At 58.5% G+C, this 16,730-nt stretch carries 17 protein-coding genes, 1 other RNA gene and 1 pseudogene; 12 read left to right on the top strand and 7 right to left on the bottom strand.

Features of this window, described 5'->3' with window-relative positions; translation table 11 throughout:
• Positions 1-249: 249 nt before the first annotated feature.
• Entirely contained in the window at positions 250-1,932 is a 1,683-nt protein-coding gene (gene recN, locus GHO25_RS08380) for a DNA repair protein RecN (protein ID WP_153390575.1), read from the top strand.
• Between the two features lie 96 nt (positions 1,933-2,028).
• Here recN and fur read toward each other — a convergent pair whose 3' ends face one another.
• Positions 2,029-2,442: a ferric iron uptake transcriptional regulator gene (gene fur / locus GHO25_RS08375; protein ID WP_048373240.1), complete on the bottom strand. Its 414-nt coding sequence runs from the start codon at positions 2,440-2,442 to the stop codon at positions 2,029-2,031.
• A 98-nt stretch (positions 2,443-2,540) separates the two neighbouring features.
• On the opposite strand from fur, the gene GHO25_RS08370 reads away from it, so the two are divergent.
• Entirely contained in the window at positions 2,541-3,074 is a 534-nt protein-coding gene (locus GHO25_RS08370) for an outer membrane protein assembly factor BamE (RefSeq protein WP_048373239.1), read from the top strand.
• Positions 3,075-3,133: 59 nt separating this feature from the next.
• On the opposite strand, the gene GHO25_RS08365 is transcribed toward GHO25_RS08370, so the two are convergent.
• Positions 3,134-3,451 carry an RnfH family protein gene (locus GHO25_RS08365; protein ID WP_153372986.1) on the bottom strand — a complete coding sequence of 106 codons (318 nt, stop codon included), beginning with the start codon at positions 3,449-3,451 and terminating at the stop codon, positions 3,134-3,136.
• Positions 3,444-3,878 carry a type II toxin-antitoxin system RatA family toxin gene (locus GHO25_RS08360; RefSeq protein WP_153327479.1) on the bottom strand — a complete coding sequence of 145 codons (435 nt, stop codon included), beginning with the start codon at positions 3,876-3,878 and terminating at the stop codon, positions 3,444-3,446. The genes GHO25_RS08365 and GHO25_RS08360 overlap by 8 nt, the downstream gene beginning before the upstream one ends.
• 233 nt (positions 3,879-4,111) lie before the next feature.
• Between GHO25_RS08360 and smpB the strand changes: the two genes are divergently transcribed.
• Entirely contained in the window at positions 4,112-4,594 is a 483-nt protein-coding gene (gene smpB, locus GHO25_RS08355) for an SsrA-binding protein SmpB (RefSeq protein WP_153390573.1), read from the top strand.
• Between the two features lie 123 nt (positions 4,595-4,717).
• Here the strand turns inward: smpB and GHO25_RS08350 are convergent, their stop codons facing one another.
• A complete protein-coding gene (locus tag GHO25_RS08350) occupies positions 4,718-5,485 on the bottom strand; it encodes a GntR family transcriptional regulator (RefSeq protein WP_048373231.1) in 768 nt (255 codons plus the stop codon).
• A 260-nt stretch (positions 5,486-5,745) separates the two neighbouring features.
• On the opposite strand from GHO25_RS08350, the gene GHO25_RS08345 reads away from it, so the two are divergent.
• The 5 genes from GHO25_RS08345 (at position 5,746) to GHO25_RS08325 (ending at position 13,326) form a co-directional block, all read left to right on the top strand.
• Positions 5,746-7,440 (top strand): lactate permease LctP family transporter, encoded by a 1,695-nt coding sequence (locus tag GHO25_RS08345; protein ID WP_153390571.1) that lies wholly within the window; start codon positions 5,746-5,748, stop codon positions 7,438-7,440.
• A gap of 144 nt (positions 7,441-7,584) precedes the next feature.
• Entirely contained in the window at positions 7,585-8,409 is an 825-nt protein-coding gene (locus GHO25_RS08340; RefSeq protein WP_123751756.1) for a (Fe-S)-binding protein, read from the top strand.
• Entirely contained in the window at positions 8,406-9,857 is a 1,452-nt protein-coding gene (locus tag GHO25_RS08335; protein ID WP_153390569.1) for a LutB/LldF family L-lactate oxidation iron-sulfur protein, read from the top strand. The genes GHO25_RS08340 and GHO25_RS08335 overlap by 4 nt, the downstream gene beginning before the upstream one ends.
• Positions 9,854-10,525 carry a lactate utilization protein C gene (locus GHO25_RS08330; RefSeq protein ID WP_153390567.1) on the top strand — a complete coding sequence of 224 codons (672 nt, stop codon included), beginning with the start codon at positions 9,854-9,856 and terminating at the stop codon, positions 10,523-10,525. The genes GHO25_RS08335 and GHO25_RS08330 overlap by 4 nt, the downstream gene beginning before the upstream one ends.
• Positions 10,522-13,326, top strand: a complete 2,805-nt coding sequence (locus tag GHO25_RS08325; RefSeq protein WP_153390565.1) for an FAD-binding and (Fe-S)-binding domain-containing protein — start codon at positions 10,522-10,524, stop codon at positions 13,324-13,326. Before GHO25_RS08330 ends, GHO25_RS08325 begins: the two co-directional genes overlap by 4 nt.
• 145 nt (positions 13,327-13,471) lie before the next feature.
• On the opposite strand, the gene GHO25_RS08320 is transcribed toward GHO25_RS08325, so the two are convergent.
• A complete protein-coding gene (locus GHO25_RS08320; protein ID WP_048373219.1) occupies positions 13,472-13,822 on the bottom strand; it encodes a DUF6124 family protein in 351 nt (116 codons plus the stop codon).
• Between the two features lie 490 nt (positions 13,823-14,312).
• Between GHO25_RS08320 and GHO25_RS08315 the strand changes: the two genes are divergently transcribed.
• The 4 genes from GHO25_RS08315 (at position 14,313) to GHO25_RS08300 (ending at position 16,128) form a co-directional block, all read left to right on the top strand.
• Entirely contained in the window at positions 14,313-14,591 is a 279-nt protein-coding gene (locus GHO25_RS08315; RefSeq protein WP_153390563.1) for a hypothetical protein, read from the top strand.
• A gap of 72 nt (positions 14,592-14,663) precedes the next feature.
• Positions 14,664-15,055, top strand: a transfer-messenger RNA (tmRNA) gene (gene ssrA / locus GHO25_RS08310).
• A gap of 120 nt (positions 15,056-15,175) precedes the next feature.
• Complete coding sequence (locus GHO25_RS08305; protein WP_153390561.1) at positions 15,176-15,730, top strand: hypothetical protein; 555 nt, start codon at positions 15,176-15,178, stop codon at positions 15,728-15,730.
• Positions 15,731-15,888: 158 nt separating this feature from the next.
• Positions 15,889-16,128, top strand: coding sequence for a hypothetical protein (locus tag GHO25_RS08300; protein WP_153390559.1), 240 nt, complete (start codon positions 15,889-15,891; stop codon positions 16,126-16,128).
• 44 nt (positions 16,129-16,172) lie between these two features.
• Here GHO25_RS08300 and GHO25_RS26865 read toward each other — a convergent pair.
• Together GHO25_RS26865 and GHO25_RS26105 are read right to left on the bottom strand one after the other, a co-directional pair.
• Positions 16,173-16,382 (bottom strand): annotated as a pseudogene (locus tag GHO25_RS26865) (DUF2514 family protein); the annotation flags it as partial.
• A 48-nt stretch (positions 16,383-16,430) separates the two neighbouring features.
• Complete coding sequence (locus GHO25_RS26105) at positions 16,431-16,664, bottom strand: hypothetical protein (RefSeq protein WP_178110032.1); 234 nt, start codon at positions 16,662-16,664, stop codon at positions 16,431-16,433.
• Positions 16,665-16,730: the final 66 nt, after the last annotated feature.

The raw sequence follows: 16,730 nt of genomic DNA, 5'->3' as shown, positions 1-16,730 counted from the left end.
TTCTCCTTTCAAACTTCGTCCGCGAGCTCGACTCGCGCTTCTGCCTCGGTATATGGGGTCGCAATTTTCAGGTTCAAGAGCCAAAAAGCACTAACAATTGCCTTTTAACGCCTCGGCGCACCCCACCCGCCCATACAAAACAGCCTAAAAAAGCCTCAATGCCAAGCAAATAGAACTAAGCACAGCCATTGTCAGCACGAAACAAAACACTGTATAAATAACCAGACATTACGTTTTGGAGCCGCTCCCATGCTGGTGCACCTGTCCGTACATAACTACGCCATCGTTGAACATCTCGATCTAGAGCTGGATCGCGGTATGAGTGTAATCACTGGTGAGACCGGCGCAGGTAAATCGATCATGCTCGATGCACTGGGCCTGACCTTAGGTGATCGCGCAGACAACGGGGTGGTTCGCCCCGGCGCTGAAAAAGCCGACATTCTGGCCACCTTCGACCTGCAGGACATTCCCGAAGCGCGTGCCTGGCTGGCCGAGCGCGACCTTGAGTGTGATGGCCCGTGCATCTTGCGCCGCGTCATCACCGCCGAAGGTCGCTCGCGCGGCTACATCAATGGCACGCCATGCCCCCAAGGCGACCTCAAGGCTCTGGGCGAGCTGCTGATCGACATCCACAGCCAGCATGAACACCAGTCGCTGCTCAAGCCCGACACCCACCGCCGTCTGCTCGACGAATACGCAGGCGCCACCGATCTCGCCCGTCAGGTGCTACTGGCCGCACAACGCTGGCGCCAGACCCGCCAGGAGCTGGAGCACCTGTCCAACTCGGGCGATGAACAGCGGGCACGCCATCAGCTACTGAGCTACCAGATCGAAGAACTCGAAACCTTGTCACTCGGTGAACACGAGCTGGAAGAGCTGGAGCAGGAACACAAAAACCTGACCAACGCCGAAACCTTGCTGACCATTTGCCGGCAGGTTGTTGAGCAGTGCAGCGAAAACGACTCAGGCAATGTGCTCAACGCCCTGACCGTTAGCCTGAACCGTCTGGCGAGCATTCATAACAATACCGGCTCATTGAACGAAGCCACCGACCTGCTGGCCAGCGCGCAAATCCAGGTCGAAGAAGCCGTGGGCGAACTCAATCGCTTCATTGATCACTTTGATGCCGACCCCGGTCGCCTGCAGTACCTCGAAGAACGGCTCGACACCATTTACTCGCTGGCGCGCAAACACCGCGTGCAGCCAACCGAGGTCGCCGCACTGCAACAGCGCTTGCTCGATGAACTCGAAACCTTGAACGCCAACGATGAAAACATCGAGCGGTTGACCCATGAGCTAGCGTCTTACGCACGCCACTATCAAGAGTGCGCGCGTGAACTGAGCGACCTTCGCAGCCATGCCGCCACCCGCCTGGGCAGCGCGGTAGAAGAAGAAATCCAGCGCTTGGGCATGCCAGGCGGGCGCTTTGTGATCGAACTGCGCCCAATGAGCAGCAGCGACCCCATGCCTCACGGCCTTGAACACGTAGAGCTGCTGGTCAGCGCCAACCCGGGGCAACCCCTCAAGGCGCTGGCCAAAGTGGCGTCGGGCGGCGAACTGTCGCGTATCAGCCTGGCCATCCAGGTCATCACCGCGCAGACCTCACGCGTCCCCACCCTGGTATTCGACGAAGTGGACGTGGGCATCGGCGGCCCGACCGCCGAGATCGTGGGCCAGCTATTGCGCCGCTTGGGCGAGCGCGGCCAAGTGCTGACAGTCACTCACCTGCCGCAAGTGGCAGCGCAGTGCCATCAACATCTATTTGTGCACAAGGTTCGCGAAAGCGAGACAACCCGTACCGCCGTCTCCAAATTGAGCAAAAAAGAGCGCGTAGAAGAAGTGGCGCGCATGCTCGGCGGCATCGACCTGACCAAAGAATCGTTAGCTCACGCCAAGAAAATGGTCGTCACTGCGAAGAATTTGGCCGCTTAGCGACGAACGGTCACAAAAAATTACATTTCAGACAGCACGAAGGCGACTCAGAGGTCGCCTTCGATCGTTTCGCGAACCGAAATTCGCGCGACATGCTTATTTACCTGACTTGCGTACGTACAGCACCAGGTTGTGATCCACCAACTCAAAGCCATGTTTAGTGGCAATGGCGTGCTGCAGCTTTTCGATCTCTTCGTCGAAAAACTCAATCACTTCACTGGTGTCCACGTTGACCATATGGTCGTGGTGACCACCGTCGGCATCAGCCAGCTCAAAGACTGCATGGCCCCCATCAAAATTGTGGCGGATCACCAGCCCTGCTGACTCAAACTGGGTCAACACACGGTAAACCGTGGCCAGACCGACGTCCTCGCCCGCGTTCATCAGTGCCTTGTAAACATCCTCGGCGCTCATGTGACGCTGATCAGCAGAGTCCAGCATTTGTAGAATTTTGACTCGTGGCAGAGTCACCTTAAGTCCGGCCTTACGTAGTTCGCTATTTTCAACCATGGTTAGCTTTCTCGCGGAAGCGGCTTCGCAGCTTCTCTTAATACGGGTATGATCGGCGTTTACGTTGTCCCAGCCAAGATAGTGGAAGTCGCCCACCGATGCAAAACACCAAGCTCTTGCTAACCAGTTTCACCTTTGTGGGACTGCTCGCACTCGCCGGTTGTTCATTCCCCGGGGTTTACAAAATCGACATCCAACAGGGCAATGTCGTCACGCAGGACATGATAAACCAGTTGCGCCCGGGAATGACCCGTCGGCAAGTGAAGTTTATTATGGGTAACGCCCTGCTGACAGATACATTCCACCCTGATCGCTGGGATTATTTGTATAGCCTGCAGCCCGGCGGCGGTGAACGCCAACAAGAACGCATCAGTGTGTTCTTCAACCAGAACGATCAGCTCGTCAGCCTGTCAGGCGATTTCAAGCCGGGCGTGAGCCGCGACGAAGCGATTCTGGGCAAAGAAGGGTCGACCGAGGTGATCTCACCGACGGATCCGGCACCAGAACCTGCCGAGAAGAGCGAAGTGCCGGCCAAGCCGGGCTCGTTGCTTGATCAAATCCAGAAAGACGTCGACGGCGTTAAAACTGTACCCGTCCCGACGCCAACACCGCTGGACACCCGCGACCAATAATCGCGCGTTGCAAAAAAGCCCGGCATGCCGGGCTTTTTGTTGCCTGCTGAAAAATCGACTTACAGCCCGCTCAATCGCTTGGCCTCGGCCGCTTTTGCAGCCCGCTGACGGCGAATCTCTTTGGGGTCAGCCAACAGCGGTCGGTAAATCTCGATCCGCTCACCGGCCTGCACCACGCGCACCTGCGGATCCATGACCTGCTTGCCAAAGATCCCCACAGGGCAATGCTCCAGGTCCAGCTCAGGAAACGCCCGACCAATCCCTGACGCCAGCACCGCCGCGCGTAACGTCGTGCCCTCAGGCACAGTCAGCGCCAGCAATTGCTGACGCTCAACCGCCGCGTAAACCACTTCAATCGCTATCACAGACTCAGCCATACAGCTGCTTGGCGCGCTGGCAAAACGCATCGACCAAGGTATTGGCCGCCTGATTAAACAAGGGCCCCAAGGTCGCCTTAACGATTGCACCGGCGTAATCAAAGGTCATGTCCAGGCTGATTTTGCAGGCCTTCTCGCCCAACGGCTTGAACACCCAGAGGCCGTGCAGCTTGGTGAACGGGCCTTCTTCCAGGTTCATCTCAATCGACTGCCCCGGCGACAACGTGTTGCGCGTTACAAAGTGCTGGCTCAAGCCGCCTTTGGCCACGCCCAGACTGGCGCGCATCAGCGACTCGGTGCTTTCGATAATCTCGGCCGATGAACACCACGGCAAAAACTCCGGATAACGCGCCACGTCGTTAACCAGGTCATACAAAGCCTGCGCCGGATACGGCAGCAAGGCGGAACGTTGGATATGGGTAGTCATGTCAGCGTTAATTCCACAGCTGGGCGGCAAACACCCTCAGGGTGCCAAGTGGCGCCGCATAAGCGCATCAAGAAAACAATCAGGACGAACAAGGGCAGCATGATACGCGAGGTAAGAAAATTACGCCCAAGCACTCAAAAATGAGGGCGTATTGTCCGGGAATCAAACTACGTGCTCAAGCACACAGGTTGACCGTAGCCGACTTGCTCGCAACTGCCTATAATGCCGCCCCTATGGCTAAACAGAAGAAGCACCCCACAGGGACCATCGCGCAGAACAAAAAAGCGCGACACGATTACTTCATCGAACATCGGTTCGAGGCTGGTCTGGTCCTGGCCGGCTGGGAAGTAAAAAGTCTGCGTGCAGGCAAGGCACAGCTGGTCGACAGCTACGTGCTCCTCAAAGACGGCGAAGCCTGGTTGCTCGGCAGCCACATCTCGCCGCTGACGACCGCCAGCACGCACGTTATCGCCGACCCGGTGCGCAGCCGCAAACTGCTGCTTAACAAGCGCGAGCTTGAAAAGCTGGCCGCTGCTGTGCAGCAAAAGGGTTACGCGTGCGTCTGCCTCTCGCTTTACTGGAGCAAGCACTTGATCAAGTGCGAAATTGCCCTGGGTAAAGGCAAGAAGGAATACGACAAGCGCCATACCGAGCGTGAGCGCGACTCTGATCGCGAGCTGCAACGCGCGGTGCGCAACAAGGGCAAGGAAGACTAAGTCCTGTTGCTTGCTGTTGGCGTACATTCTGTGGGAGCGGGCTTGCTCGCGATTCAGACAACGCGGTGTCTCTAGCACACCGCATTGATCCTATCGCGAGCAAGCCCGCTCCCACAGAGCAGTTCACAACCCATTACGTCGCTCTGCCCGCGCCACGCGCTGAACTTCCTGACGTACTTCCTCCAACACTTCCTGCACGTACATGAGATGGCGGCTCGCAACGCCCCGCGCATCCTCAGCCCGACCTTCCACAATCGCCAGATACAACTCGCGGTGCTGATCAATCAGCATGTCGCGCGTTTCGCTGCGCTGCTTGTACATGCCGCCAATGTTGGTCACCACGTTGCGCTTGAGCAAATCGAATAACCCGCGAATTGTGTGCAACAACACCGCGTTGTGGCTCGCCTCGGCAATCGCCAGGTGAAAGTTGGCATCGGCCTCCCCTTCCTCGGCCCGGCTCACCTCATCCACCCGCGTATAGCAATCCTGTAACCGCTCAAAAGCAAACCGCAGCCGCTCACGGTCCATCTCGGTCGCGCGCAATGCCGCGTAATACGCGCAAGACGCCTCCAGGGTATGGCGAAATTCCAGCAAATCGCGCTGCGCCTCCGGGTTGCTTTCCAGCAATTGCAGCAACGGATCACTGAAGGTCGAGCCCAGCGACGTCGCCACATAGTTGCCGCCGCCTTGGCGGCTGATCAGCAAACCTTTGGCCACCAACTTTTGAATCGCTTCACGCAACGACGGGCGCGACACCCCAAACTGCTCCGCCAGCGCACGCTCGGCCGGTAAGCGCTCACCGGCCTTCAACGTGCCCTCAAGGATCATGCCCTCAAGCTGCTCGACAATATCGTCCGACAAACGGCGCTGACGGATTTGACCAAACCCCATAACTGCTCTCCACGCACCCGACCACGCGCCGGGCCCTCTATTCTCGCCGATTGGCGCTCGCCAAACACCTATCAGAAAAACCGCCTTTTACCCCATCAGTTGCCCTGACAACGAACAGCGCGACTAAAGATTAAGTAGCGGCAAATTGACACACGCCATACAAGGCTTTTAACCTAGCCCACAGCGATTGTAAATTGGTATTACCAATTACCCAAATGCAGTCAGCAGCATCGACCAATAACAATTAGGGGCCACCCCATATGCAAACCTGGCAACAGCTTTACAGCCCGCTCGGCAGCCTCGGCTTGTCCGCACTCGCGGCCGTTATCCCGATTGTGTTTTTCTTCCTGGCCTTGGCTGTGTTCCGTCTCAAAGGGCACGTGGCTGGCAGCATTACCCTTGCCTTGTCGATTCTGGTGGCAATCTTCGCCTTCCAGATGCCGGTCGACATGGCGATTGCCGCCGCAGGGTATGGATTTGCTTATGGCCTCTGGCCGATTGCCTGGATCATCGTTGCCGCGGTGTTCCTCTACAAACTGACCGTCAAAAGCGGCCAGTTCGAAATCATCCGCAGCTCCGTCCTGTCGATTACCGATGACCAGCGTCTGCAAGTGCTGTTGATCGGCTTCTGCTTCGGTGCGTTCCTCGAAGGCGCAGCCGGTTTCGGTGCTCCGGTAGCGATTACTGCCGCCCTACTCGTAGGCCTGGGCTTCAACCCACTGTACGCCGCTGGCCTGTGCCTGATCGCCAACACCGCCCCGGTTGCCTTCGGCGCCCTCGGCATTCCGATCATCGTGGCAGGCCAGGTAACGGGCATCGACGCGTTCAAGATCGGCGCCATGGCCGGTCGCCAACTGCCGCTGCTGTCGCTGTTCGTACCATTCTGGCTGGTCTTCATGATGGACGGCCTGCGCGGCGTGCGTGAAACCTGGCCGGCAGCACTGGTGGCAGGCTTGAGCTTCGCCGTCACCCAGTACTTCACCTCCAACTACATTGGCCCAGAACTGCCGGACATCACCTCGGCACTGGCCAGCCTGATCAGCCTGACCCTGTTCCTGAAAGTCTGGCAGCCAAAACGCACCGCCGGCGCGCAGATTCCGGGCGTGAGCTCTGACGTTGTTGTTACCGCCAGCGCAGGCGGCTTCGGCAAACCAAACAACTTGATGGTTTCGCCTTACAGCCTGATGCAAATCCTCAAGGCCTGGTCACCGTTCCTGATCCTGACCGTACTGGTCACCATCTGGACCCTCAAACCGTTCAAGGCCCTGTTCTCGCCAGGCGGCTCGATGTACGGCTGGGTGTTCAACTTTGCGATCCCGCACCTTGATCAACTGGTGATCAAAACCGCGCCGATCGTCAACGCGCCAACCGCCATTGCCGCCGTGTTCAAACTGGACCCGATTTCGGCCACCGGTACCGCGATTTTCTTCTCGGCGCTGATCTCGATGCTGATCCTGAAAATCGACATCAAAACCGGTCTGACCACTTTCAAAGAGACCCTCTACGAGCTGCGCTGGCCGATCCTGTCCATCGGCATGGTGCTGGCCTTTGCCTTCGTGACCAACTACTCGGGCATGTCCTCCACCATGGCCCTGGTATTGGCCGGTACGGGCGCCGCGTTCCCGTTCTTCTCGCCGTTCCTTGGCTGGCTGGGCGTGTTCCTGACCGGCTCCGACACCTCGTCGAACGCCCTGTTCAGCTCGTTGCAAGCCACCACCGCGCACCAGATCGGCGTCAGCGACACCCTCATGGTGGCCGCCAACACCAGCGGTGGCGTGACCGGCAAAATGATCTCGCCACAATCCATCGCGGTCGCCTGTGCGGCAACCGGCCTGGTGGGCAAAGAGTCCGACCTGTTCCGCTTCACCCTCAAGCACAGCCTGTTCTTCGCCACCATCGTTGGCCTGATCACGCTCGCCCAGGCGTATTGGTTCACCGGCATGCTAGTGCATTAAGCAACAGGGCTATGGTTACACCACGTTAAAAGCGCCGGGGCACGTCCCCGGCGCTCACACTTTATTACCCGGTCTGCCTCGCGGCTGAAGAGGGTTTTCAGCCGCTACTGTGGATCTATAACCGGGACCACCCGGAGACGCCTGATGAGCGAGCTTTTTTACAACGCCGTGCCCAATGCGACCCGTGTCGCCCCACCCCTTCCGACCCCGCGCCATTACCCTGCGCACAAACCCCGCAAGGTCTACTTGTTCGGCACCTGCGTCGTCGACCTGTTCTTCCCCGAAGCCGGGATGGACGCGATCCACCTGATCGAACGCGAAGGCATCGACGTGGACTACCCGCAAGGCCAAAGCTGCTGCGGGCAACCGGCCTACACCTCGGGTTATACCGACCAGGCCCGCGAAGTGGCCCGTGCACAATTGGCGCTGTTTGCCGAAGATTACCCCGTGGTCGTGCCCTCCGGCTCCTGCGCCGGCATGCTGCGCGAACACTACGAAGACCTGTTCAAAGACGAGCCAGACACCTTGAAAAAGGTCCACGCCCTGGCCGAACGCACCTTTGAACTCACCGAGTTCTTGCTGTTTGTGTGCAAAGTGCAGTTCAAGGACAGCGGCGCCCCGATCAAAGTCGCGCTGCACACCTCCTGCTCTGCCCGTCGCGAAATGAACACCCACCTGCACGGCCGCGAAATGCTCGCGCAACTGGGCAACGTCGAGCGCATCGACCACAGCCATGAAAGCGAATGCTGCGGCTTTGGTGGGACATTCAGCGTACGCCTGCCAGATATTTCCGGGGCCATGGTCGCCGACAAGACCCGCGCCCTGATTGAAACCGGTGCACACCAAGTGTTGACCGCCGACTGCGGCTGCCTGATGAACATCAACGGTTCCCTCGAAAAACAGCAAAAAGCCCTGCGCGGTCAGCATCTGGCCAGCTTCCTGTGGCAACGCACCGGAGGTGCACAATGAGTGCGTTGATCCCTGCTGTCGTCATAGAAGACTTCCGCGAGCGCGCCCACGAGGCATTGGCCGACAAACAATTGCGAAATAACTTTCGCAACGCCATGGACTCGCTGATGACCAAACGCGCGGTGTCCTTCAGCGATGCCCACGAACGCGAGCATTTGCGTGCGCTGGGCAATGCCGTCCGCGCCCGCGCCCTGTCCAAACTGCCTGACCTGCTGGAGCGCCTCGAAGCCAACCTGACCCGCAACGGTGTGCAGGTGCACTGGGCCGAAACCGTCGAGCAGGCCAATGACATCGTGCTCTCGATTGCCCGCCGCCGTGCCGCCAAGCAAGTCATCAAAGGCAAGTCGATGGTCAGCGAAGAGATGGAAATGAACCACGTGCTCGGCGCACAAGGTATTGAATGCCTTGAGTCCGACATGGGCGAGTACATTGTTCAGCTCGACAACGAGAAGCCGTCCCACATCATCATGCCCGCGATCCACAAGAACGCCGGGCAAGTGGCCGACCTGTTCCACAACAAGCTCGGCGTTGAATACACCAAAGACGTCGACCAACTGATCCAGATCGGTCGTCGCGTGCTGCGCCAAAAGTTTTTCGAAGCCGACATCGGCGTGTCCGGCGTCAACTTCGCCGTGGCCGAAACCGGCACCCTGCTGCTGGTCGAAAACGAAGGCAACGGGCGTATGTCGACCACCGTGCCGCCAGTACACATTGCCGTCACCGGCATCGAGAAAGTGGTCGAAAACCTGCGTGACGTTGTACCGCTGGTGTCATTGCTGACCCGCTCGGCCCTCGGCCAACCGATCACCACCTACGTCAACATGATCTCCGGCCCACGCAAACCCGGTGAGCTCGACGGCCCCGAAGAAGTCCACCTGGTGCTGCTCGACAACGGTCGCAGCCAGGCGTTTGCTGACAGCGAACTGCGCCAAACCCTCAACTGCATTCGCTGCGGTGCCTGCATGAACCACTGCCCGGTGTACACCCGCATCGGCGGTCATGCCTACGGCGAGGTGTACCCCGGCCCCATTGGCGCAATCATCACCCCGCACATGGTCGGCCTGGGCAAAGTCCCGGATCACCCCAGCGCCTCGTCGCTGTGCGGCGCCTGTGGCGAAGTGTGCCCGGTAAAAATTCCGATCCCGGCATTGCTGCGTCGCCTACGCGAAGAGAACTTTAAATCGCCCGATGCCGTACCACGCATCATGCGCGGCCAAGGCAGCAAGTACTCACGCAAAGAGCGCCTCATGTGGAACCTGTGGGCCAAGCTCAACAGCTCGCCCGCGCTCTACCGCGTGTTCGTCAAAGCCGCTACCCGCCTGCGCGGGCTAACGCCAAACAACGTCGGCCCGTGGACCCAAAACCACAGCGCCCCTAAACCCGCCGCCCGCTCGCTGCACGACATGGCCCGCGAACACATGGCGAAAAAGTCGGGAGCCTCGCGATGAGCGCCAAGCAAAACATCCTCAACAAACTGCGTAAAAGCCTGACAGGCACCACACCCGTGCCTGACAACTTCGACGAAGCATTAGTGACAGAACCGTGGACCTACACCCCGGAGCAACGCATCCCGCAACTGCGCAAGTTGATGGAAGCCGTGCACACCGAAATCCACCTCACCACCGAAGCCGACTGGCCCGCCCTGCTGGCGCAATTGGTCGGTGATCGTCAATTGCCGAGCCTGTTAATCGCCCCAACCACCGCGCACGGGCAGAAAGTGACGGCGCATTGGGCACAAAACCCTGCGCTGCCCCCACTCAAAGCCTACGACCGCCCCGTGGAAGAATGGAAAGCCGAGCTGTTCAATGACACCCCGGCCAGCTTCACCACCACCTTGGGCGCGATTGCCGCCACCGGCAGCTTGATCCTCTGGCCAACGCCAGAAGAACCGCGGCTGATGAGCCTGGTACCGCCGGTGCATTTTGCGTTGCTCAAGGCCAGCCAAATCCGCGACAACTTTTATTCAGTGCAGCGTGAAATGAACTGGACCGCGGGCATGCCGACTAACGCATTGTTGGTGTCTGGCCCGTCAAAAACCGCTGACATCGAACAAGTACTGGCCTACGGCGCCCACGGCCCGAAAGACCTGGTGGTATTAATTCTGGAGGACGCATGAGCCTGCCTGCGACGTTTACTCGTGATGCCGAGCGGTTGATCCCCGACGACCGCCGCTTCACCGACCCGCTTTCCACCCTGGCTTTCGGCACCGACGCGAGCTTTTACCGGCTGATCCCGCAACTGGTGATCCGCGTCGAATCTGAAGACGAAGTGGTTGAACTGCTCAACCTCGCCCGCCGCGACCAGGTGCCCGTCACCTTCCGCGCCGCGGGCACCAGCCTGTCAGGCCAGGCCATCAGCGATTCAGTGCTGATCGTGCTCGGCGACAACTGGAACGGCAAAGTTATTCGCGAGCAAGGCGCGCAAATCCGCCTGCAACCGGGGGTCATCGGCGCGCAAGCCAACGCCTGGCTGGCACCGTTCGGGCGCAAGATCGGCCCCGACCCGGCCTCGATCAACGCCTGCAAAATCGGCGGCATCGTCGCCAACAACGCCAGCGGCATGTGCTGCGGCACCGCGCAAAACACCTACCACACCCTGGCCGGTATTCGCGTGGTGTTGGCCGACGGCACCCGGGTAGACACCGAAGACGCGGCCAACATCGCCGCCTTTCGTCAAAGCCACAGCGCCCTGCTCGACCAATTGGCGACATTGGCCCGCGAGACCCGCGCCAACGCTGAATTGGCTGCAAAAATCCGCCACAAATACCGTCTGAAAAACACCACGGGCCTGTCACTCAACGCCTTGGTCGACTTCGATGACCCGCTGGATATCCTCAGCCATTTGCTGGTCGGCAGCGAAGGCACCCTGGGCTTTATCAGCTCGGTGACCTACGACACGGTCATCGACCACCCCAACAAAGCCTCGGCGCTGATCGTCTTCCCTGACGTAGAGACCTGCTGCAATGCGGTCACCGTGCTGAAAAGCCAGCCCGTGTCAGCCGTCGAACTGCTCGACCGCCGTAGCCTGCGCTCGGTGCAAGACAAACCCGGCATGCCCGCGTTCGTTAAAGAGCTGTCGGCCAATGCCTGCGCCCTGCTGATCGAGTCCCGCGCGGCCAGCCAAAGCTTGCTGCACGAGCAACTGGCGCAGATCATGGCGTCGCTGGCCGACTTTGCGGTCGAGAAACAAGTCGACTTCACCGAAAACCCCGGCGAAAACGCCAAACTCTGGGCGATTCGCAAAGACACCTTCCCGGCCGTCGGCGCGGTGCGCAAAACCGGCACCACGGTGATCATCGAAGACGTGACCTTCCCGGTCGAGCAACTGGCCATCGGCGTCAACCGCCTCATCGAACTGTTCGACAAACACCACTACGACGAAGCGATCCTGTTCGGCCACGCCCTCGAAGGCAACCTGCACTTTGTGTTCACCCAGGGCTTTAACAACCCCGAAGAAGTCGCCCGCTACCAAGCGTTTATGGACGACGTGGCGCAACTGATCGCCGTGGAGTTCGGCGGCTCGCTCAAGGCCGAACACGGCACCGGGCGCAACATGGCGCCGTTTGTTGAGCTGGAATGGGGCAGCGACGCCTACCAATTAATGTGGGCACTCAAGCGTTTGCTCGACCCGCAAGGCATCCTCAACCCCGACGTGGTGCTCAGCGAAGACCCGCACATCCACCTCAAACACCTCAAGCCGATGCCGGCCGCCGACGAGATTGTGGATAAGTGCATCGAGTGCGGTTTTTGTGAGCCGGTGTGTCCCTCTAAAGGCCTGACCCTCAGCCCACGGCAACGGATTGTGATCTGGCGTGACATTCAGGCCAGAAAGCGCGCCGGGGTCGACACCCGCGAGCTGGAAAAAGCCTACGCCTACCAAGGCATCGACACCTGCGCCGCCACCGGTTTGTGCGCCCAGCGTTGCCCGGTGGGCATCAACACCGGCGAACTGGTGAAAAAACTGCGCGCGCGCAGCGCCAACCACCTCAAAGCCGCCAACCTACTGGGCAATCACTTTGCAACCACGCTACAGGGCGCGCGCTTCACCCTGCACGTGGCCAATGGCGCACGCATCCTGCTGGGTGCGCCGCGCCTGGGCAAAATCTCGGCAGCGCTGACCAAAGCCAGCAAAGGCCGCGTGCCGCTGTGGACCAACGCCATGCCGCAACCCGAGCGGGCGATACGCTTCAGCCCGCCGGTTAAAGATGCCCGCCCGCGGGTGGTGTATTTGGCGGCCTGCGTGTCCCGCGTCATGGGCCCTGCGGCGGGCGACAAAGAGCAAACCTCGTTGCTCGACAAAACCCGCAACCTGCTGGAAAAAGCCGGTTACCAAGTGGTCTTCCCCGAGAACATGGACAGCCTGTGCTGCGGCCAGCCGTTTGCCTCCAAGGGCTACAACGAACAGGCTGAACACAAACGCCAGGAACTCATCGGCGCCTTGCTGCACGCCAGCCGTGGCGGGGTCGACCCTATTTACTGCGACACCAGCCCCTGCACCCTGCGCCTGGTCCAGGACTTGGGCGAAACCCGCCTCGACCTCTACGACCCGGTGCGCTTCATCCGCACCCACCTTGTGGATAAGTTGAACTTCACCCCACAAACCGCCCCCATCGCCGTGCATGTCACCTGCAGCACCCAGCACCTGGGCGAAAGCCAGGCGCTGATCGACATCGCACGCCTGTGCAGCACCGAGGTGGTGATACCCGAAGGGATACATTGCTGCGGTTTTGCCGGCGACAAAGGCTTTACCACCCCCGAGCTAAACGCCCACTCACTGCGCACCTTAAAAGATGCCGTGCAGCATTGCAGCGAAGGAATATCGACCAGCCGCACGTGTGAAATCGGCCTGAGCCAACATGGCGGCATCGACTACCACGGCCTGGTCTACCTGGTAGACCGCGTCAGCACCGCTCGTTGAGCGGTGAACAATGTGGGAGCGGGCTTGCTCGCGATACAAACGACGCGGTGGTTCTGAGACCGCGCCGACACTATCGCGAGCAAGCCCGCTCCCACAGAAATGAGGTCAATAGGACGCGCCTGCTTGCACTCAGGCGCGTGCTGCTCTAGTGCGTCGTCAACCCATCCAGCGACTTATCCACATACGCTTTGGCCAACTCCACCAAATGCATGCTCGACAACACCAAGCTGCGCGCATGCCCGCTCAAACCATTCCCCGCCTCACACGCCGAAGCACCCGCGCAGCGCAACAAGTCTGACGCTTGGGCCAAAGCCGCTTCTACATTGACGTTGTCGGGTATGGCATACGTGGCCTGATCCACGTGCCGTGGAGGCTTATGGTCGTGCAGGTAGTAATTGAGGGCGCGCTCGGTGGCCGCGCGGTCTAACGACAGTGCATCGCACTGAACAGCCTCTTGCGAGGGTAAGGCAGGTGGATCGGGGACAATCTTTTTCATCGGTACAACTCCATCATTATTTAAGGAGCTGTCACCTGTCGCTACTAAACGAATGGGTGGCAGCCATGCGCAGGTTAGTAGACCGGTAATGACGGAAACCGGCGCGCCACATGGGCGCCCTGCGCACGGCCACCATAAAACGCAGGCCAAAAAAAACGCCTCGCGGAGGTGGCGCCTTGCGCCGTCAATTTAAACCGGGCTACTAAACCCGACCGCTGATGTGCAGCGATGGGCCGAGACTATGCCCCGAACTGGACAGGCGCAAGCGAACGAGAGTGTCTAGGAAGTTTCATAAGAAGGAAAGGGATCGGGCCTACGAACCGCCTGAAAACGCCCCCTTTTTGGGCACAAAAAAATTCATCAAATACTGGCCAAACGCAGGCAGAACTCGAGAGCGTGGCTATAGTCAATTGGCTTGAGCCCTAACGATTGGGGCCTATAACCGAGCCCGGAGCCACCGGGCCTTACTGTGCACAAGGAGCTTGACCCTATGAAACGTACCGCATTGGCTGGTCTGTTTGTATCCGCTGCAATGTTGGCCTCTCCGGTGTTTGCGGCAGAAAATCTGTGCCAGATCAACCTTCAGAAAATTGACGATGCGATGGCAACGCTGGTAGCCACCAGCGAGAACACAGACACCAACCTGACTGATCAAATCCAAAAGGCCAAAACTGAACAAGCGGCTGGCAAAACCGAAGATTGCATCGCCACCACCACCCAAGTGCTGCAGCGACTGCAAGACCTCACCAAAGGAGGTGAAGGTAAATAGCCCCCTGAGATTGGCCTTCTGCGCCGAATTGGCGTAGACTGCGCAGCTTGCTGGTTACGGCCAGCAAGCATCGGGGCCGTTTAGGATTCGACGCCGGTTGCGAAACTCTAGGTGCATGCCGAGTTGGTAACAGAACTCGTAAATCCACTGTTGCAACTACTTATAGTTGCCAATGACGAAACCTACGAGGGTCAAGCTCTCGCAGCGTAAGCTGCCTTAGCCATCCTCCTGGTACCTTCGGGTCCAGCAATCACTAGGGGATGCCTGTAAACCTGAAGTGATTGTCATATAGAACAGGATCGCCGTGCAGTACGTTGTGGACGAAGCGGCTAAAACTTACACAACTCGCCCAAAGCACCCTGCCCTTCGGGTCGCTGAGGGTTAACTTAATAGAAACGGCTAAGCATGTAGTACCGACAGCGGAGTACTGGCGGACGGGGGTTCAAATCCCCCCGGCTCCACCAAATCCGATACAAAAATCAGGCACTTAGCGATTATCGCAAGTGCCTTTTTTGTGCCTGAATGGGTGGTTTTGACTCGGTTATGCCAGCTTAATGACAGCATCACGGATCAAGGACGAAGAAATGCCGGATTGGCTTACAGCATTAAACTGGGGATCAATGGCGGATTGGGCGAGCGCAGGCGGCTCAGTCTTCGCGGCAGTCGTAGCTCTTACCCTGGCAAAAGAAGTGGGCCGGGTGAAAATCCAAGCCACATGCGGCGTTCGGACTATCGTGGGTGCGGGCATGAATCCAACCAACCTAGCTTCGATAATGGTGACAAATGTCGGTGAACGGCCATTTAAAATCAGCGCAATAGGCCTGAGCCACGGCCTGTTAAAGAAAACACACGGGATCATCAAAATCGGGGCACCTACTGAGTTCTGCGATCAACTCCTGCGAACGCTCAATGATGGCGAGCAATCACATTTCGGCTTTCTGTTGGAGTCCAACAGCAACTGGGTCGCGCATCAGGGTCGGAGCTTCAAAAACTGGATCGACCTCATGACATTCCGGGTGACCATCCATTGCACGAATGGCCAGAGCCTTAAGCTTAAACCGGAAAAGCAACTGCGTGATGAAATAGCCAAGCGCATGAAGGCCAACAAAGAATTACGCAATAGTACCGATCGCCAATGATGCTGCAGTATGGGCGGAAACACGTCTCGGGCCTCGCGTTGCAGGGCTTTTAGCGCCTACCTAGAACCCTTGCACCGTTCTCAAGGCTTTGCAGTCAATGAATCCGTGCTAGCTTGAGGTAGTTTTAGACAGGAAGTTCCATTAGATAGAGGTGCTGCATGGGTCTCAATAGCCACGGTAATGAAGAGCTACATGAAGAGATTCAAAACTTGGTGGATGAAGGTCTTCTGGAGGAAGGATCTAAGACCCACGGCATAGCGCGGCACATAGCCGATGTCGGTTATGACAAAGTGACAGATCGGCAGAGACACAATTTTGATCAATATGTAGCGCCACAACTGAAATCCAGGAAGAAGCAGTTGGAGCATCAAAGAATTATGGGCTCCAATCTGGAGTAATCGTGCAGCGTCCTGACGTCCGAACACAATCCCTTTCAAACTCTTCAACGCAGCCCAGCTACGGCGTCATAGCTTGCCTCGCAAGGAAATCCGGCCCGACGGCTTGCTGTAAGCACTGCCGCCAACTCTCCCGCGTACCCATCAGCTTCTGCGAGCAGATCGGCAAGGTCTTCGATTGTCTTGCCTCGCTCGGTAGGGCGAGTATTGAGGATTCTTTTGTCGGCAAGTAGTTGTCCGATATGCTCGCGCAGCCGGTTACTGTCAGCACGCTACAAATCAGCAAGAGCATCATCCTTCTGTTTCTATTCAGCGGCATCAGTGCGCACCTTTTGAATGTCACGCTGGCGTTGCTGCTCGATCGCCCGGACTTCCTCGCTGGCTTTCGTCGCGGCAGTGGCTGTTTTTGATTTGAAGTCAGCGAACTCCTTGCGGACGTCGGCCAGTTGCTTACCGTAACGCCAGGCGTCCACTTTCCATGTGTCAAAACAAGCAATGGCCAGCAGCAGCACAAGGCCCAGCCAGCGCGCCGGGCTCATGCCAGCACCTTCAGCGCCCGGGCGTAGATTGCCGAGCGATCAGCCAACCCGATCAGCCCGTAGTTG

The organism is Pseudomonas sp. FSL R10-1350 (genome assembly GCF_009600525.1).
Classification (GTDB): domain Bacteria; phylum Pseudomonadota; class Gammaproteobacteria; order Pseudomonadales; family Pseudomonadaceae; genus Aquipseudomonas; species Aquipseudomonas helleri.
The sequence above is the reverse complement of the archived record's forward strand: the minus strand, read 5'-3'. Positions and strand labels throughout refer to the sequence as shown.

What these genes read in the sequence shown, in the direction of transcription:
- smpB (WP_153390573.1), top strand. Translation starts at nt 4,112, where the DNA reads ATGGCTAAACAGAAGAAGCACCCCACAGGGACCATCGCGCAGAACAAA.
- GHO25_RS08305 (WP_153390561.1), top strand. Translation starts at nt 15,176, where the DNA reads ATGCCGGATTGGCTTACAGCATTAAACTGGGGATCAATGGCGGATTGG.
- GHO25_RS08335 (WP_153390569.1), top strand. Translation starts at nt 8,406, where the DNA reads ATGAGTGCGTTGATCCCTGCTGTCGTCATAGAAGACTTCCGCGAGCGC.
- GHO25_RS08315 (WP_153390563.1), top strand. Translation starts at nt 14,313, where the DNA reads ATGAAACGTACCGCATTGGCTGGTCTGTTTGTATCCGCTGCAATGTTG.
- GHO25_RS08370 (WP_048373239.1), top strand. Translation starts at nt 2,541, where the DNA reads ATGCAAAACACCAAGCTCTTGCTAACCAGTTTCACCTTTGTGGGACTG.
- GHO25_RS08330 (WP_153390567.1), top strand. Translation starts at nt 9,854, where the DNA reads ATGAGCGCCAAGCAAAACATCCTCAACAAACTGCGTAAAAGCCTGACA.
- recN (WP_153390575.1), top strand. Translation starts at nt 250, where the DNA reads ATGCTGGTGCACCTGTCCGTACATAACTACGCCATCGTTGAACATCTC.
- GHO25_RS08350 (WP_048373231.1), bottom strand. Translation starts at nt 5,485, where the DNA reads ATGGGGTTTGGTCAAATCCGTCAGCGCCGTTTGTCGGACGATATTGTC.
- GHO25_RS08300 (WP_153390559.1), top strand. Translation starts at nt 15,889, where the DNA reads ATGGGTCTCAATAGCCACGGTAATGAAGAGCTACATGAAGAGATTCAA.
- GHO25_RS08320 (WP_048373219.1), bottom strand. Translation starts at nt 13,822, where the DNA reads ATGAAAAAGATTGTCCCCGATCCACCTGCCTTACCCTCGCAAGAGGCT.
- fur (WP_048373240.1), bottom strand. Translation starts at nt 2,442, where the DNA reads ATGGTTGAAAATAGCGAACTACGTAAGGCCGGACTTAAGGTGACTCTG.
- GHO25_RS08345 (WP_153390571.1), top strand. Translation starts at nt 5,746, where the DNA reads ATGCAAACCTGGCAACAGCTTTACAGCCCGCTCGGCAGCCTCGGCTTG.
- GHO25_RS08360 (WP_153327479.1), bottom strand. Translation starts at nt 3,878, where the DNA reads ATGACTACCCATATCCAACGTTCCGCCTTGCTGCCGTATCCGGCGCAG.
- GHO25_RS08365 (WP_153372986.1), bottom strand. Translation starts at nt 3,451, where the DNA reads ATGGCTGAGTCTGTGATAGCGATTGAAGTGGTTTACGCGGCGGTTGAG.
- GHO25_RS26105 (WP_178110032.1), bottom strand. Translation starts at nt 16,664, where the DNA reads ATGAGCCCGGCGCGCTGGCTGGGCCTTGTGCTGCTGCTGGCCATTGCT.
- GHO25_RS08325 (WP_153390565.1), top strand. Translation starts at nt 10,522, where the DNA reads ATGAGCCTGCCTGCGACGTTTACTCGTGATGCCGAGCGGTTGATCCCC.
- GHO25_RS08340 (WP_123751756.1), top strand. Translation starts at nt 7,585, where the DNA reads ATGAGCGAGCTTTTTTACAACGCCGTGCCCAATGCGACCCGTGTCGCC.